This window comes from Pseudemcibacter aquimaris (assembly GCF_028869115.1).
GTDB lineage: Bacteria > Pseudomonadota > Alphaproteobacteria > Sphingomonadales > Emcibacteraceae > Pseudemcibacter > Pseudemcibacter aquimaris.
Map to the genome: position 1 here is coordinate 140828 of NZ_CP079800.1, position 17126 is coordinate 157953.

The 17126-nt window shown below is 42.9% G+C and carries 10 protein-coding genes; 7 read left to right on the forward strand and 3 right to left on the reverse strand.

Features of this window, described 5'->3' with window-relative positions; translation table 11 throughout:
- The first annotated feature begins 46 nt into the window (after positions 1-46).
- The 3 genes from KW060_RS00650 to KW060_RS00660 are packed head-to-tail and all read left to right on the forward strand — an operon-like array spanning position 47 to position 6116.
- Complete coding sequence (locus KW060_RS00650; protein ID WP_249036546.1) at positions 47-1492, forward strand: TolC family protein; 1446 nt, start codon at positions 47-49, stop codon at positions 1490-1492.
- On the forward strand, positions 1492-2961 hold the full coding sequence (locus KW060_RS00655; RefSeq protein ID WP_249036547.1) for an efflux RND transporter periplasmic adaptor subunit: 1470 nt from the start codon (positions 1492-1494) through the stop codon (positions 2959-2961). The genes KW060_RS00650 and KW060_RS00655 overlap by 1 nt, the downstream gene beginning before the upstream one ends.
- The gene (locus KW060_RS00660) at positions 2958-6116 is read left to right on the forward strand and encodes an efflux RND transporter permease subunit (RefSeq protein WP_249036548.1); all 3159 of its coding nucleotides are present in this window, start codon (positions 2958-2960) and stop codon (positions 6114-6116) included. The genes KW060_RS00655 and KW060_RS00660 overlap by 4 nt, the downstream gene beginning before the upstream one ends.
- Before the next feature lie 8 nt (positions 6117-6124).
- On the opposite strand, the gene KW060_RS00665 is transcribed toward KW060_RS00660, so the two are convergent.
- Positions 6125-6442 carry a 2Fe-2S iron-sulfur cluster-binding protein gene (locus KW060_RS00665; protein ID WP_249036549.1) on the reverse strand — a complete coding sequence of 106 codons (318 nt, stop codon included), beginning with the start codon at positions 6440-6442 and terminating at the stop codon, positions 6125-6127.
- Positions 6443-6447: 5 nt separating this feature from the next.
- Positions 6448-6957, reverse strand: coding sequence for an Lrp/AsnC ligand binding domain-containing protein (locus KW060_RS00670; RefSeq protein ID WP_249036550.1), 510 nt, complete (start codon positions 6955-6957; stop codon positions 6448-6450).
- Positions 6958-7238: 281 nt separating this feature from the next.
- Between KW060_RS00670 and KW060_RS00675 the strand changes: the two genes are divergently transcribed.
- The 3 genes from KW060_RS00675 to putA all read left to right on the forward strand — a co-directional run bounded on the left by KW060_RS00675 (position 7239) and on the right by putA (position 12134).
- Entirely contained in the window at positions 7239-7385 is a 147-nt protein-coding gene (locus tag KW060_RS00675; RefSeq protein WP_249036551.1) for a hypothetical protein, read from the forward strand.
- A gap of 60 nt (positions 7386-7445) precedes the next feature.
- Positions 7446-8819, forward strand: a complete 1374-nt coding sequence (locus KW060_RS00680) for an L-serine ammonia-lyase (protein WP_249036552.1) — start codon at positions 7446-7448, stop codon at positions 8817-8819.
- 135 nt (positions 8820-8954) lie between these two features.
- The gene (putA, locus tag KW060_RS00685; protein WP_249036553.1) at positions 8955-12134 is read left to right on the forward strand and encodes a bifunctional proline dehydrogenase/L-glutamate gamma-semialdehyde dehydrogenase PutA; all 3180 of its coding nucleotides are present in this window, start codon (positions 8955-8957) and stop codon (positions 12132-12134) included.
- An 83-nt stretch (positions 12135-12217) separates the two neighbouring features.
- Here putA and KW060_RS00690 read toward each other — a convergent pair whose 3' ends face one another.
- The gene (locus KW060_RS00690) at positions 12218-14656 is read right to left on the reverse strand and encodes a TonB-dependent receptor (protein WP_249036554.1); all 2439 of its coding nucleotides are present in this window, start codon (positions 14654-14656) and stop codon (positions 12218-12220) included.
- Between the two features lie 429 nt (positions 14657-15085).
- Here KW060_RS00690 and KW060_RS00695 point away from each other — a divergent pair, with 429 nt between their 5' ends.
- Positions 15086-17101 carry a tetratricopeptide repeat-containing sulfotransferase family protein gene (locus KW060_RS00695; protein WP_249036555.1) on the forward strand — a complete coding sequence of 672 codons (2016 nt, stop codon included), beginning with the start codon at positions 15086-15088 and terminating at the stop codon, positions 17099-17101.
- Positions 17102-17126: the final 25 nt, after the last annotated feature.

A 17126-nucleotide genomic window follows, 5' to 3' on the forward strand; every position in this document is an offset into this window, starting at 1 on the left:
CGTATAACGTGTATCAGAATGTAAATTATATTAAAATGGAGCCTTCATGATCAATGTAGGATCAAAGGGGTACAAAGCGCTATTGCTTGGCTGTAGTATGTTGATTGCAAGCTGCGCACCCCAATTAAATGTTGATGACCAACTGGATATGGTGGCAACTCCAGCCAGTTGGCAAAGCGCAGATATTGTTTCGGTTGATGATCAGCTGAGCTGGCTAAGCAATGACAGCGATATGGCTGATCTAACCGAAATTGTGACAAAGGCGCTCGATAATAATCCGGATTTAAGGATTTCTGCCAATCGTTTAAGAACATCTTTGGCACAACAATCAATTACCGATGGCGCACGTAGTATTACGGGGGATCTGACCCTTGGCGCATCCAGAAATGGTGATTTTGAAAGCGGTACACCGGATAATCAAAATTTTTCCTTACGTGGTGGTCTAGCGTGGGAAGCGGATATCTGGGGACGCCTTGCAAGCAACAGTGCATCCGCAGAACAATCGGTTCGTGCCACAAAAAATGATCTGGATTATGCGCGTATGTCGCTCGCAACCAGAACGGCACAACGATATTTCGATGTGATCGAAGCCGTGATGCAGGTTGCGCTTTTGGAACAGAACCTTGAAAAATTGCTGCAGGCGCAGGACCTAGTGGACCGTAGATACGACCGTGGTATTGCCGATGTTTTGGATATGTTGCAAATTCAAACCAACGTGGCAACGGCGAAATCAAACCTTGCTAATCAGCAGCAGACCGTTATTCAACGCATGCGTACACTTGAAGTATTGATCGGATCTTATCCATCTGGAAAGGCTGATGGGGATTTAACGCTTCCGTCACTTGATACCCTAATGAATACGGGTATTCCAACGAATTTACTTGAAAAACGACCAGATATTATGGCGGCGAAGAACCGTGTATTGGCGGCGAATTATAATCTAGAATCCGCGAAAAAAGCGCTTTATCCGTCATTAAGGGTTTCCGGCAGTACGTCAATGAGCGGTAGTGAAATTAGCGATATTGCGGATATTGATGAACTGGTGTGGAGTGTGGTTGGCAATATGGTGCAACCTATTCTGGATGGCACACGTCGTCGTAGTCAGGTTGTCATCAATGAAGTGGCGCTGGATACAAGTCTTGCAAATTATTTAAAAACTGTGCTCAACGCTTATCAGGAAACAGAAAATGCCCTAACGGCCGAAATGACACTTGCTGAGCAGGAACGCCACTTAACCATTGCGGTTGACCGTGCCGTCTATAGTGAGGAACGCGCCCTCGATCAATATAGTAAGGGTCTTGTGGATATTCTTTCCCTTGTGAACGTACAGCGTAACCGAATTTCTTCACAGCAGAGTTTATTGCGTGTGAAATATCGTCGTTTACTTAATCGTGCTGATCTTCATTTGGCACTGGGTGGGGAAAATCTCGAAACTTATATTAATCAAATGACTGGTACGAATGAACCGGTGAATAATCAAGGTAGTTTATAATGAAAAAGTCACATTCACAGTTTATGATCGTTGCCGCAATCGCTGCTGTTACAGCTATTGTATTCACAGGCATGTATATCATGCGGCCCACAGCGCCAGTTGAAAAGCTTGAAGACCGTGTTGAAAGGCTCGAGGTTATTACAGCAAAACGCGGTGATTATACCCCAAGTGTGAAAACGCAGGCCGTCGTGGAAAGCCGTTTTAACATCACGATTAAATCACAAGTGGCCGGTCAGGTTATTTATATTTCACCTAAATTTATTTCAGGCGGTTTCTTTGATACCGGTGAAGTGATTATGCGTATTGATCCAAGTGATTATGAACTGGCGCTTGCACAGGCCGAAGTAAACGTGGCCCGTGCGGAACAAACGCTTAGCCTTGAACTTGAACAGGGTGAGCTAGCACGTCTTGATTGGGAAAAATATGGCGAAGGTGAACCAACGGATTTGGTTTTACGAATTCCGCAAATTAAAACTGCCGAAGCAGGGTTGAAAGGTGCGCAGGCTGCATATGAAACACAGAAAATCCGCCTTGAGCGGACTGAGGTAAAAGCACCATTTCCGCTTATGATCGCAACAAAACAAGTGGATCTTGGTCAGATCGTTGGCAATAATCAGGATCTTGCCGCTGTCTTTGGAACGGATGAATTTGAAATCCGTATGCCACTTAGTCAAAAGCAAATGGATCTTTTGAGTGTTAAAAGCGTTGGTATTTTACCAGAAGAAGAAAGACTGGATATTAAGGTACGTGATCTGACCCGTGATGCGAACATTGCTTGGGATGCGGAAATCACACGTATTGAAAGTAACATTGATCGTCAAAGCCGTGTTTATTTCGGTATTGGTACAGTTTATGACCCAATGAATTTAAAAGGGGATAAAGATACGCCGCCGTTATTGCCGGGTGTTTTTGTGGACCTTGAAGTCATGGGTGCAACAATGGAAAACCTTTACCGTGTGCCGACAAAATCCATGCGGGATGATAACAATATTTATATTTATAATGATGAACAGCTACTCACCAAACCGGTACAGGTGCTGGACCGTGATCAACAAATGACGACAGTGATTTCTGGTATAGATGATGGCGAAATGATTGTTATTTCACCGCCATTTTCATATGTGCCGGGAATGAAGTCAACAATCGCTAGCCTTGACGGTATGCCAGTTGGCGGCCCACGCGGCCGTGGCGGTCCCGGTGGATCAGGCGGCGGGCGTCCTGGCGGTGGTTCTGCACCAAGTGGTGGTGGTACAACAACGGCTAACGCGGCACCGGCTGGTGATGCGCCTGCGCAAACCGCTGCGGATGGGGAGACACAGAGACCAGATTTTGCTAATATGACACCAGAGCAAAGACGCGCGGCAATTGCCAATATGACACCGGAACAACGAGCTGCTTTGCGCGCCAGACGTCAGGCAAGTGGCCAAAATGGTGCATCAGGGGGCCAACCACAAGGAGGTAGCCAATGAGAAACTTAATAGCATGGTTTGCGGATAACGGTGTTGCAGCCAATCTGTTGATGCTTTTGATCATTGTGGCAGGTGTTGTCAGTGTTCCAATGCTTCGCACAGAAGTATTTCCAGTGGTAGAATCTGATGAAATTACCGTTTCGGTATCATATCTTGGTGCTGGCCCAAAAGAGGTCGAGGACAATATCACCATTCCTATTGAAGAAACGCTGAAAGGCGTGGCGAACATCCGTAAAATGTCATCACGTTCTTCGCGCGGCACTTCAACGGTGACACTTCAACTTGAACGCGGTGCCAACATCCAGATCGTGATGGATGAAGTTCAATCGCGCATTGATGGTATTCGCTCTTTTCCAAGTGATATTGAACCACCCCGTGTTCGTCATAATATTCAAAACGATGATATTATTGATGTGATTGTATCCGGTGATACGGATCAGAAAACACTGGCGGGTGTCGCCAGACGTGTAAGATCAGACCTGCTTGCGCTGCCCGACGTGACGCTTGTGGAAGTAAACGGCATGCCTCCAAACACAATCAGTATTGAAGTATCGGAATTTGATCTTCGCCGTCTTGGCATTTCTATGGCAACTGTGGCGCAAGCCATTAGCGCCAGTTCCGTGGATGTTTCTGTGGGATCAATCCGTACGGGTATGAGGCCACTACAAATCCGTGCTGAGGGTCGGGCTTATTATTCTGAAGAATTTAAAGAGATTACCATTTTACAGCAACCAAACGGCACACGTATTAAGCTGGGTGATATTGCTGTCATTAAAGATGGCGTCAGTGAACGACCATTTATATTCCGCTCAAAAGGAAAGCCGTCTATCGTCTTGGAAACACAGCTTAGTCCAGGGCAGGATGTGCTTAAATTAACATCAGCGGTTAATGGATATCTTGAAAATGCAGAAGGAAGTTTCCCGCAAGGTATCACTGTTTCCACATGGCGCGATGACAGTGTTGAATTTTATCAACGATTAGAAATGCTGATTTCGAACAGTTTGACAGGGTTATTACTTGTTTTTGTGCTTCTTGTGATGTTTTTGCGTCTTGATCTTGCGCTTTGGGTAACATTTGGTATCGCAATTGCTTTTAGTGGTTCGTTTATGGTGTTGAAGCTCTTTGATTTCTCGATTAATCAGATATCGCTCTTTGGGTTTTTGCTGGTGCTCGGGATTGTGGTGGATGATGCCATTGTTATTGGCGAAGGCATTCATGCGACTCAGCGGCGCGGCAGGAAGGGGCTCTCTGGTGCTATATTCGGGGCGCAGACACTTTCTTTACCGATTACCTTATCAGTATTAACGACCATCCTTGCGGTGATGCCACTGTTGTTTTTTGTTTCTGAAACCGGACAACAGGCCCGTGATATTGCAGTGGTGGTTGCGGGCGCGCTTTTATTCTCGCTTGTTGAATGTTTGCTTATCTTGCCGAATCATTTATCAGGAACAAAGCATTTTGGACTTAAGGCCGAGTGGTATCAAAAATTCGTGACATTCCAACGTAAGGTCGCACAATGGTTAATCGATGTTTCCCGTTATAAATATAAGCCGTTCGTGGAAAAATGTTTGCGGTATAAATATCTTACCGCAGCAATATTCTTTTCTGTGCTGATATTATTTACGGCGGCTTATTCGCTTGGTTTTATCCGTTCGTCTTTTAATCCAGAAATCCCGAGTAATATTTTAAGATATTCAATCGAACTTTCTGAAACGGCACCGGACGGAACGGGTGAACGACTTCATGATGAAATGGTCGCCGCCATTAGTGGCCCGGGCGGCATCGAAGAAGAATATGAAGAAAAAACAGGGTTAGCCCGTAATATTCTATTCCCCAATTACAGTAGCTTTGCGTTCGGCAACCGTATCTTTATGTCGCTAGAAATGTCATCAGAAGCGATGGCGATACTGGACGCGGAAACCATTATGAATGAATGGCAGGAACGTGTCGGTGAAGTACCAGAAGCGGTGGAGGTTACTTTAAGAAATTCAAGAAACACGGGCCGCCGTGGTGGTGATTTAAGTTTCTATGTGTCGGCAAATAATGATGCGGAACTTGAAGCATCCGTTGAACGTATTAAGTTAGAAATGCGTGATATTCAGGGGCTGACACAAATTTATGATAACCGTGACCGTCAGGGTCAGGAATTAAGGTTATCCTTAAAACCCGAAGCTGAACATTATGGCTTAACGCTTGGCACCTTAAGTGATCAAGTACGTCTTGGTTTCTTTGGACGGATTGTGCAGCGTATCCCACGTGACGGGGAAACCATTGATATTCATGTCCGTTATCCACTTGAAGCACGCCAGGATATGAACGCGCTTAGGGAAATGTATATTCGTACCCCGGGCGGTGGTGAAATCCCGTTTAATATGGTCGCTGAAATGGAATATGTACCGATGTTAAATTCACCGGAACGTATTAATGGCCAAAATATTATTAAGGTTCAGGCACGGATGAACAAAAATATTGTGTCGCCTTATGAGGCTTTCCAATATCTTGAAAACGGAATTTTCCAGGAATTAAAAGGCGAAGTCACGGGCTTTTCCGTCATTCCGGAAGGGGCGGTTGAAGAACAAGCAATATTCTTTGGTGAAATTAGTTTCTATTTATCACTGGTGTTGCTTGCGATTTATACATTGCTTGCAGTTGGCCTAAGATCATATGTGGAACCATTCATTATTCTGACGGCTATTCCGTTTGGGTTTGTGGGTGCGTTGATTGGTCATTTGATCATGGACATGCCGGTCAGTCTTTATTCATTCCTTGGGCTTTTTGCAGCCGCTGGTGTGGTGGTGAATGATAATCTGGTGCTTGTGGACTGTATCAAAAACCTTAAAAAAGAAGGAATGGCTTATACAGAAGCAATCGCCGAAGGCGGGCGCATGCGTTTCCGTGCGATTATTCTGACATCGATTACCACTTTTGTTGGACTTGTACCGATCATGCTTGAAACAAGTTATCAGGCGATTTTCATCATTCCAATGGTTGTGTCATTAACGTTCGGTGTGCTTTTTGCCACTATGATTACCTTAGTACTAGTGCCTTGTCTTTACGATATTAAGGACACAATTGCCGATAAACTTGGCGCATTACATGGCACATCCGGCCATGAGGCCGAAAGCGAGACAAAAGAAGTCGGTGCTGCCGAATAAGTTTCTATTCAATCTGGATAGGGGATCTCGACGGTTAATCCGTCGAGGTCTTCTTTCATTATGACCTGACAGCTAAGGCGGCTGCCCATTTTTCTGCCATTTAAGAAATCAAGCAGTGCGCTTTCATCTTCGTCGGCATAGCCTACCTTTGATAAATCGGCATGATTAAAAATGATATGGCATGTGGCGCAGGCGCATGCGCCACCGCAATCTGCATCAATGCCGTCGACATTATTTTTGACGGCGATTTCCATTAATGTTTCACCAATGGGGGCTTCAACATTAAATTCTTTTTTTTCTGGGGAAATAAAGGTGAATTTTGGCATTTATTTTATACTTCGTTACTTACGTTAATGGCACTGCTGGCTTTTATTTCTTCCATCACCACATAGGTATGTGTGTTACTAATGTCTTCAATCAGGGCCAGTTTCTCACTTAAAAACCGTCTGTAATGTTCCATATCGCGGGTTCTGACTTTAATCAGATAATCAAATCCACCGGCGACCATATGACATTCCTGAACCTCATCCATTCTCAGGATTACTTCACTGAATTTATCAAATGCTTCGGTTGTTGTCCGTCCTAATGAAACCTCGATAAATGAAACCAATGCTGAATTCAACATTTTAGGCTCTAAGACCGCGACATATTTTTTAATGTAGCCTTCTTTTTCCAAGCGCTTTACACGTTCAAGGCACGGTGTGGGACTGAGATGAATTTTTTCAGCCAGTTTGACATTTGAAATACGGCCATCTTCTTGCAGCAGGTCGAGAATTTTTCGGTCAATTTTATCCAGCGGTCTTGGTGGCGTTTTGTCCGTTAAATCGTATCTTGATTTCACTATGGCGAATATCTCTTTTCATTATAGATTGGTTAGATGAATCGAATGAAGAATCATAACATGGCAATATTTTATTCTATAAACTTGCAAATGCACAGATTTAAATATACCGTGTGAAATATGCCTGTGAAACCTATGTAAATATTTGTGAATATCTTTGGTTGACTTTGGGTTTTCAGGGGCGTAAATGCTGTGTTTTTTAGGGCATCTTATTGCCATAATGTTGTGTCATTATGTGAAAATAGTGAACGTTAAGTCAGTACCAAAGAGCAGGTAAAACCATGAGCGACCAAACAATTGAAGAGCTTGCAAAGAAGTTGATCCGACGTATGGGTCGTAGCCAAGCCATCGAAATATGTGAAGCGAATAAATGGTTAAGGGTATTAGAGCATATCAAATCACTTGATAAGAATGCTCAAAACGCATAGTCTGCGTTTTTAATATCTTTTTCAACACAACTCCCTAAATAACAGAGTAAGGGTGAGGGCATGTATTACAGCGTTTTCAACCTTTTTAAAATTGGTGTGGGGCCATCCAGTTCGCATACCGTAGGGCCGATGCTTGCGGCCAAAGATTTCCTTGAAAATATCGTTTCAATTGAAGCTGTTTCATCCGTAAAAATTGATGTTTATGGCTCACTTGCATTAACCGGTATTGGTCACGCCACTGATAAAGCCATCCTGATGGGATTAGAGGGCAATGAACCAGCCACAATTGATCCATCCATCATTGATGCGCGTTGTGACGAGATAAAAACGAGCCAGCGTATAAAACTGCTCGGCAAGCATGAGATTTATTTTTCGGTTGCTGACCATATGCCGTTTCATATGGAAAAATTATTGCCACATCATAGCAACGGCATGACATTAAGCGCGTATGACGAAGCAGGAAAATTACTTTCCAAAGATAATTATTATTCAGTTGGCGGCGGCGCGATTATGCGTGAGGCAGATTTTGGTAGAAATACACCGCCACCGGAAGAAATTCCAGTTCCGCACCCCTTTAATACGGGTGAAGATCTGTTGAAATTATGTGAAGAACATGATTGTTCAATTGCTGAGCTGATTTGGGAAAATGAAAAGGCCTTAAAATCAGAAGACGAGATTAAAGCCGGACTTGATCAAATATATGAAGCAATGGATTTTTCCATCAATCGAGGATGCGAAACCAAAGGAAAGCTTCCGGGTGGCCTTAATGTGGAAAGACGTGCTGCCCAGACATTAAAAGCATTACGCGATGCTCAGGAAAAACAATTAAGCGATCCTTCCGTTATTCTTGATTGGATTAATTTATGGGCGCTTGCGGTGAATGAGGAAAATGCGGCCGGTGGTCGTGTGGTCACGGCCCCCACCAATGGGGCAGCGGGAATTATCCCGGCGGTTCTGCGGTATTATGACAGGTTTTATAACCGAAATGGCGACATGGAACCGATCCATGAATTTTTATTAACGGCGGCGGCGATTGGGTCTCTTTATAAAAAGAATGCATCTATTTCCGGTGCCGAGGTCGGTTGTCAGGGCGAGGTTGGCGTGGCTTGTTCTATGGCAGCGGCAGGACTTGCAGCCGTAAAAGGTGGTACCCCGCTTCAGGTGGAAAATGCCGCCGAGATCGGCATGGAACATAATCTGGGTCTGACGTGTGATCCAATTGGCGGCCTTGTGCAAATTCCGTGTATTGAACGCAATGCCATGGGGGCGGTTAAGGCCATCGATGCGGCGCGTCTTGCCATGCACGGTGACGGGGTTCATCATGTGTCACTTGATAAGGTTATTGAAACGATGCGACAAACCGGAAAGGACATGCAGGAAAAATACAAAGAGACCTCAAAAGGTGGTCTTGCTGTGAATGTTGTGGAATGTTAGTAGCATAAAATCCTGTTTTAAGCATCTAAACTTAGATAAAATATCGGCACAATCCTGAAAAAAGTAGGACATTCTGCTATAAACTTGGCATAATTTTTGTAATCTCATTTACATTAATTTACAGGAGTGGCCGATATGTACGCGCTTAACGACCGTGAAAACGCACTTTCATTATCATTGGATGATATCCGTTTAAATCTTCGTAAAAATATCCATGCGGATGAAGAAAAATGTATCGATAATCTGTTGCATGCAACAGAACTGACATTCGGTGAACGTAACAGACTTGTTGACCGTGCCCGTGATTTCGTTACCAAATCACGTGATAAAAGCGATAGCCAAGGGACAATGGATTATTTCCTTCAGGAATTTGATCTATCTAATAAAGAGGGCGTTGCTCTTATGTGTCTGGCAGAATCGCTACTGCGTGTTCCCGATGGTGCCACGGCTGATAAGCTTATCAATGAAAAGATTAAGGCGGGCAAATGGTCTGATCACAAGGGACATTCCGAAAGCACATTTGTCAATGCGTCCACTTGGGGCTTAATGCTGACGGGTGAATTTGTTGATCTTGGCGATGTTGCTGGTAACACGGATAACTGGTTTAAAAGCTTTATTAAAAAGGCCGGTGAACCGGTGGTTCGTACTGCGATCATGCAAGCCATGCGCATCATGGGCGGTCAATATGTTCTTGGCCGCACCATCGAGGAAGCTATTTCACGTGGTATCAAGGAAAATAAACCTGGCACGCGTTTTTCATTTGATATGCTAGGTGAAGGCGCGCGCACTATGGCCGATGCCGATAGATATTTTGAAGCTTATAAAACGGCGATCCTTGAAATTGGTAAGGGTGAAAAAGAAACACATCCGTATCCAGCCAATGGTATTTCGGTGAAATTTTCCGCGCTTCACCCACGTTATGAAATGGGTCATCATGATGTTGTGATGTCATTTATGGCGCCGCGTATTATTGAGCTTGCAAAACTTGCTAAAGAAAGGAACCTTGGCTTTACAATCGATGCGGAAGAAGCAGACCGTCTTGATATATCCCTTGATATTTTTGAAGCAATGGCAAGATCAGAAGAACTTCAGGATTGGGAAGGTCTGGGTCTTGTGGTGCAGGCATACCAAAAGCGTGCGCCATATGTGATTGACTGGCTTACTAAACTGGGCCGTGAATTAAACCGTAAATTTATGGTGCGTCTGGTTAAGGGTGCCTATTGGGATAGTGAAATTAAACATGCCCAGGAAGCAGGACTTTCTGATTATCCTGTCTATACTCGTAAGCCATCAACTGATCTTTCTTATCAGGTTTGCGCGGAACGTCTTATGTCGGCACGTGATGTATTTTATCCACAGTTTGCAACGCATAATGCCTATTCCGTCGCTCTTATATTAGAGCTCGTGAAAAAATGGAATGTGGCTGCGGAAGAATTTGAATTTCAACGTCTACACGGTATGGGTCATTTATTATATGATACGGTGTCGGATAATACGGATGTTGATTTTAATATTCGTGTTTATGCGCCGGTGGGTGCACATAAAGATTTGCTGCCTTATCTTGTGCGTCGTTTGCTTGAAAATGGGGCGAACAGTTCATTTGTGAACCGCTTTATGGATAGTGAAGTGGCGGTTGATGATTTGATGCAAGATACCATTAAGTTGGTTGAGGAAAAATCACCAAAGCGTCACAGTATGATTCCACTGCCAGCTGATATTTTAAGTGCTTCTGAACGTGAGGCCATTGGCCGAAAAAATGCAAGTGGTTTTGAACTAACAGACCCGCTTGAAATTGAGGAATTATCAGAAAACCTAAAAATTGAACATGATTGGACAGTGGGGCCGATTGTTTCCGGTGAAATGTCACTTTCCAATCTGGAAGATGTCTTAAGCCCCACAACTGGACATGCTGTTGGTAAGGTTGGTATCGCGTCCGATGATGATATTGAGCGCGCATTATCCGCAAGCACGAAAGCACAGAAAGCATGGAATGCTATTGGCGGTGCCGCACGTGCAAAAATATTAAACGAAGCCGCCAATGAGCTTGAAGCCAGAACCCATTATTTTATGGGTCTGGTAGCCAAGGAAGCGGGTCGCACACTTGCGGACGGATTATCAGAGGTTCGTGAAGCCGTTGATTTCTTAAGATATTACGCAGGACAGGCAGAAGAAAAATTCGAAGGTGGTATTTTACTGCCTGGCCCAACGGGTGAGCGTAACGAGCTATATCTTAATGGCCGTGGTACATTTCTTTGTATCAGCCCGTGGAATTTTCCACTTGCGATTTTCTTGGGTCAGGTTACAGCTGCCCTTGCGGCCGGTAATGCGGTTATTGCAAAACCAGCCGAACAAACACCGATTGTGGCTGCGGAAGCTGTAAAAATAATGCATGAAGCGGGTGTGCCGGTTGATGTACTTCATTTGATGACGGGTGATGGTGCAACAGTGGGTGCAAAATTGGTTGCAGATGAACGTATTTCCGGTGTGGCCTTCACGGGTTCAACGGAAACGGCGAAAATCATCAATAGAAGCCTCGCAAACCGTGAAGGTGCGATTGTGCCGCTTATTGCGGAAACGGGTGGCCAAAATGTTATGATCGTTGATAGCACGGCCTTGCCTGAGCAAGTGGTTGACGATGCTATTTCATCAGCATTCCAGTCAGCCGGGCAGCGCTGTTCTGCATTACGCGTTCTTTATATTCAGGATGATGTGGCTGATACCATTATCCCAATGTTAAAAGGTGCCATGGACTGTTTATCGCTTGGTAATCCATTAAGCCTTAAAACCGATGTGGGGCCGGTGATCGATGGGGATGCGCGCGGATTGCTTGATGCTCATATTGAACGTATGGACCGTGAAGCAACGCTTCTTCATAAGCTGGAAACACCGGATGAATATAAAGACGGTACATTCTTTGGCCCGTGCCTTTATGAAATTGGTTCACTTGATCAACTAACCAACGAGGTTTTTGGTCCGGTTCTTCACGTGATCCGTTATAAGGCATCAAAACTGGATGATATTCTGGCGCAGGTTCAAAACACTGGTTTTGGCTTAACACTTGGTGTTCATAGCCGCATTGAGGAAAGTGCAAATTATATTTTCCGCAATCTGGATGTTGGTAATACCTATGTAAACCGCAATATCGTTGGTGCGGTTGTCGGTGTTCAGCCATTCGGTGGGCAAGGGTTATCTGGTACAGGGCCAAAAGCAGGCGGACCAAGGTATCTATACCGATTTGCGACTGAAAAAACATTAACGATTAATACGGTGGCAACCGGTGGTAATACTGAACTCTTCGCGATGGAAGAAGAATGATTTAATAAAGATCTAACTCAGACAAAAGAAAAGGCGGGCCTTAAAATTAAGGTCCGCCTTTAATATTTTTATTATCGACTATATTAGAATGTAGCGTCTAGACGTACTGAGATAGTACGCTCACGGCCATAGTAATATGTACGTGCGCCCAGTGACCAATCACTGTTGTAACGTTGTCTCTTATAGTTGATGATTTCTTTGTTGAATAGGTTTCTTACGTGAACGCTAACGTCCATGTTTTCAGATAGGTTAAGACCTGCTGAAAGACCAACAACTGTGTATGCAGGTGAAATATCTGTATCCTTCGCACGGAAGTGAGATTTACTTTCACCATAACCGTTTGCTTCAACACGGATAAACGCATCTTGTTCACCGATTGTGAAAGCTTGGTCAAGAGCAAGGTAGAAGTTATACTTCGGTACCATTGTCATGTCATCACCAGCTTCAGCTTGAAGTGCTGGAACAGCTTCTTGCATTGTTGATTTAGTGTATGACGCGTTCGCAAGGAACTTCAATGTGTCAGTAAGGTTTGTAGTACTTTCGAACTCAACACCTTTTGAACGTGCAGCAGCAGCGTTCGCAGTATAACTAAATCCACAAGATGGCATATAAACGCTTGCTTGTACGCCTTCCCAGTCGATTTGGTAAGCTGCAGCAGAGAAGCTCATGTTACGGTTAAATGCAAAACCTTTGAAACCAATTTCATAGTTTTTGATTTGGTCTGATTCATAACGGTCAACATATGAACCGATGTTTTCATCATTTCTACAGTCGTTAGGTGCTGATGGACCATTGTTACCACCTGGGCGGTAGCCTTCAGCATAAAGAGCGTAGATTGAGAAATCATCGTTTGGCATATAGTTCACGCTGAACTTCTTACGGAAGCCAGTTTCACCGTCATTAACCATTGTTGTATCAAGTGTTTGATTTACTGGATCAACCCATTGACCTGATTGATGTGAATCTTCAACATCTTTAAGATCGTAATAACGAAGACCAGCAACAAATTCCATACGACCAGCATCGCCAAGATCAGCTGTATAACCAACTTCACCGAATAGTGCGAATTCTCTTTGTTCGTATTTGTTTGTTGTTACGTTATAGTTCTTGGTTGGATCGCCATACATAGCAATACCAAGTGCAGTTGGATCAGCATAATCAGCATATGGTGTGCTTGGGCTATCCCAGTAAACATTCCATAGGTATGCTGCAATCGCACGACTTTGTGGATCAGATGCATGATACTGCCACTGTTCAGAATCTGTTGGATCCTGTTTCGTTTTGTCATAGAACGCACCAACAGTCCACTGAAGTGGAGCATCGAAGTCATTGTTCTGTAAACGAAGTTCTTGTGTGATACGCTCATCATCATATTCATCGATGATCCATGTACGGAACATGTCGTTTGCATCAAGACGAGTCCAACCAGATTGTTGGCCACGGTTTCTGTAATGGCGCCATGAACCAGCATATGTCAGGTCAACACCTTCGATAATGTCTGTTTGTTCAAGTGTTAATGCAACAACGTGATATTTATCTTCGTTATATGGATCCATAAGTTCCCAGTCAGCGAACTTAGGGTTATGACCATTTAATGAAGTACCGAAGCGATCATTATAACATTCAACACGTGACATGCCTGGATCGGCACAATCTGTGAATGCTGGTGTTACGTCATAGCCGTAAAGTGCACTATCATTCGCAGTAAGTTGGAAATCATAGTAATAGCCAGGGACTGTATGGTCAGAACCATCACGGCCGCTATCGAAATCACGTGTGTTAATCCAAGAAAGGTTTACTTTGGTGTTTTCTGTTGGTTCCCAACCTAGTTGAGCACGAACGAAGAAATCATCTTCTTTACCTGAATTGTTTGTATATGGGTTATAAATCTTACCATCTTCATGACCAGATGAAGCTGTAACACGGATAGCCATTTTTTCTTCAACAAGTGGCATGTTGAACATACCAGATGCACGAGTACCCATGCCAGGGCGATTCTTTTCAGAAGAAATCATTACAGATGCACTGCCAAGGAATTCGTTTAGGTTTGGCTTGTTAGTAATAACCTGAACTGTACCACCGATAGCGTTTGAACCCCAAAGTGTACCTTGTGGGCCACGAAGTACTTCGATACGCTCAACGTCATATAGGTTACCGAAGTCAAAAGGAATGCCGTCAGTAAATGTCGCTGTTGTTTCTGGTGTACTGTCGTTACCACCTGATAGACCACGAAGAATAAGCTCACCACGTGGGTTCGCAGCACCCGCGAATGTACGGAATGCGTCTTCAGCCATAACAAGGTTACGATGACTGATTTCTTCTGCACCAACAACCGCAATATTCATTGGGATTTCAGTTACGATTTCAGGTCTTTTACGTGATGTCACATAGATAATATCTACGTTGTCTTCGTCTGCTTGTGCAGCATCTTGTGCGAATGCACCTGTTACAGCAAACCCTGACGCTGCAACACCACACATCAGAGATGTTTTGAGCATAGTGCTCAATGGGTTGGATTTCATTTCATTTCCTCCATAGAAATAAAAATGGGAAACAAACTTTTCCCTTTACAATTTGTGTTGAGAAATTTCGAGGAATAAATCAACACGGCTCTCATCAGCAATTTAATAAAAAATGCCTTATCATGCCTACAGCATTCAATTGTGATCACGGTCAATTTATAATAATTATAATATAACATTCCAAAAGCGCGCATTTGCTAGTTTTTTCAAACAATGTTACGTTTTTATGTTAGTTACAAAATAATATTCGGCATGTGATTGGAAAATAAATAATATCTGTTGATTTTTTTGTAGTATATCAACAATAAGTCAAGATTAGAAAGGGCTTAGAATTAAATTATGTTATGAAATATTATTTTGTAATAATATTTTTCTAATTTAAAGTAAACTAATCTTTTATTTCATTTCGCAGCATAGAAACCAGATTATATGAGCAATCAAGACCATCAATTTTATCAATCAGTTACGAATCTTATTCGCCAGAATAATTATGATAATGCCATCAACGAACTAGAATCATTTTTAAAGCAAAACAAGAATGATGAAACGGCCATGTCGATTTATAGCAGCGCTTTAATGCGTAAAGGCGAAGAAAAAAGGGCAATTGATGTTTTGCATCAAATTATCGCTATTTATCCCGAATCATATGCGGCGCATGCAGATCTTGCATTTACATCGATGAAACTGGGGAATAACGAGCAAGCAATAGATTCTTTTGAAAAAGCAAAAAATTTGAAACCTGACTTTTATCAGGCCTGGGTATTTCTTGGAAAATTATATTTTGACGAAAAAAAATATAAAGACGCCGTAAATGCCGTAGAAGAAGCAGAAAAATATGATCCGTTTGATCAAGATTATAAAAGAATGCAACAAGCGATGCAGGAACAAAAACCAAATATTGCTGAGCAAATTGCAAGAGACATATTAAGAAAGCAACCTGGGCACCCACGTGCCGGATTTATGTTGGCTCATTTGGCAAGTACAGTTGAGGCCCACGAAGAAAGAGCTGATATTTTAAGACATTGTTTGGAATATCATCCAGCCAACATGATTTTGCGTAATGAACTCGTTACTGCATATGAAGCTATTGGCGATTATGAACTCGCGAGAGACGAGGCAGCCATTCTGGTTCAGACAGATGATAATTATAAAAATTATTGGGTTCAAAGCCGAATTTTTGGTCATTTAGGGGATCATGAGAACGCGTTGATTGCTGCAGAAAAAACCGCAGAAAAAGTAAAAGATGATGTTGATGAGTTAGGGAAAGTCGACCTAATGCTTGGACATGCATACAGGGTTCTTGGGCGCCGTAAAGAAAGCGAAGAAGCATATAAAAATTGCTTAAAAAATACACCCTATAATGGCGCGGGATGGTGGGGGCTTGCGGATCTTAAAACCTATAAATTTTCAGAAGAAGATAAGATGGAAATGAAAAGGTTAATCGCATCAGAAGAAATTGATCCGGCCCAACGTTGTCAGGTGGCATTTGCACTCGCGAAAGCCTATGAAAGCGAAGGTAAAATCAAGGAAACTATTGATCAATATAAGATTGCCAATGGTATGCGTCCAAACATTGACTATAAGCCTGAATATAATGATCAATTTTGTAATAGGCATTTAAAGGCATATGAGAAAAATACTTTGAAAAAACAAGCGGCACCGCAGCCAGCAGGAGCAACGCCAATTTTCATTGTCGGAATGCCGCGTGCGGGGTCCACGCTCATTGAACAAATATTATCAAGCCATAGCAAAATTGAAGGCACGATGGAACTTTCTACTTTGCCGAAGCTAGAGCGAAAAATTAAAATATTCGGCGGTAAAAAATATAAAGAACATTTCCCGGAAGTTGTGGAAAAATTCGATGAGACGGAACTTGCAAATTTTGGTCAGGAATATATCGAAAAAACGAAACCTTACCGTACGAATAAAGAATTTTTCATTGATAAAATGCCCCCCAATTTTGAACGTGTCGGCCTCATTCATAAGATAATGCCACAAGCAATTATTATTGATGCGAGAAGACACCCGCTTGATTGTAGTTATAGTGCCTTTAAGCAGCATTTTGCGGGTGGACATGAATATAGTTATGATCTTGAAAATATTGGGAAATATTATAATAATTATCTGAAATTTATGGATCATTGGGATAATGTATTGCCGGGTAAAGTGATCTGTATCCAATATGAAGAAATGGTGAGAAATACCGAAGCAACCGTCAGAAAATTACTTGATCATATCGGTGTTGATTTTGAAGAAGGCTGTCTTGAATTTTATAAAAATAAAAGAGCCGTAAAAACAGCCAGCAGCGAACAAGTCAGACAGCCTATTTATACAAAAGGCATGGGTCAATGGATGCCGGTAAAAGATGAACTGGGACAATTATTTGACAGCCTTGGTGAAGAAACCTTAAAAAGGTTTGAACAATTTTTACCGGAAAATAATTAAAAAATAAATTCGTGGGAGTAGGCCG

Bases quoted from the DNA above. Each gene is read 5' to 3' on its own strand.
- KW060_RS00650 (WP_249036546.1), top strand. From the start codon at position 47: ATGATCAATGTAGGATCAAAGGGGTACAAAGCGCTATTGCTTGGCTGT.
- KW060_RS00655 (WP_249036547.1), top strand. From the start codon at position 1,492: ATGAAAAAGTCACATTCACAGTTTATGATCGTTGCCGCAATCGCTGCT.
- KW060_RS00660 (WP_249036548.1), top strand. From the start codon at position 2,958: ATGAGAAACTTAATAGCATGGTTTGCGGATAACGGTGTTGCAGCCAAT.
- KW060_RS00665 (WP_249036549.1), bottom strand. From the start codon at position 6,442: ATGCCAAAATTCACCTTTATTTCCCCAGAAAAAAAAGAATTTAATGTT.
- KW060_RS00675 (WP_249036551.1), top strand. From the start codon at position 7,239: ATGAGCGACCAAACAATTGAAGAGCTTGCAAAGAAGTTGATCCGACGT.
- KW060_RS00680 (WP_249036552.1), top strand. From the start codon at position 7,446: ATGTATTACAGCGTTTTCAACCTTTTTAAAATTGGTGTGGGGCCATCC.
- putA (WP_249036553.1), top strand. From the start codon at position 8,955: ATGTACGCGCTTAACGACCGTGAAAACGCACTTTCATTATCATTGGAT.
- KW060_RS00690 (WP_249036554.1), bottom strand. From the start codon at position 14,656: ATGAAATCCAACCCATTGAGCACTATGCTCAAAACATCTCTGATGTGT.
- KW060_RS00695 (WP_249036555.1), top strand. From the start codon at position 15,086: ATGAGCAATCAAGACCATCAATTTTATCAATCAGTTACGAATCTTATT.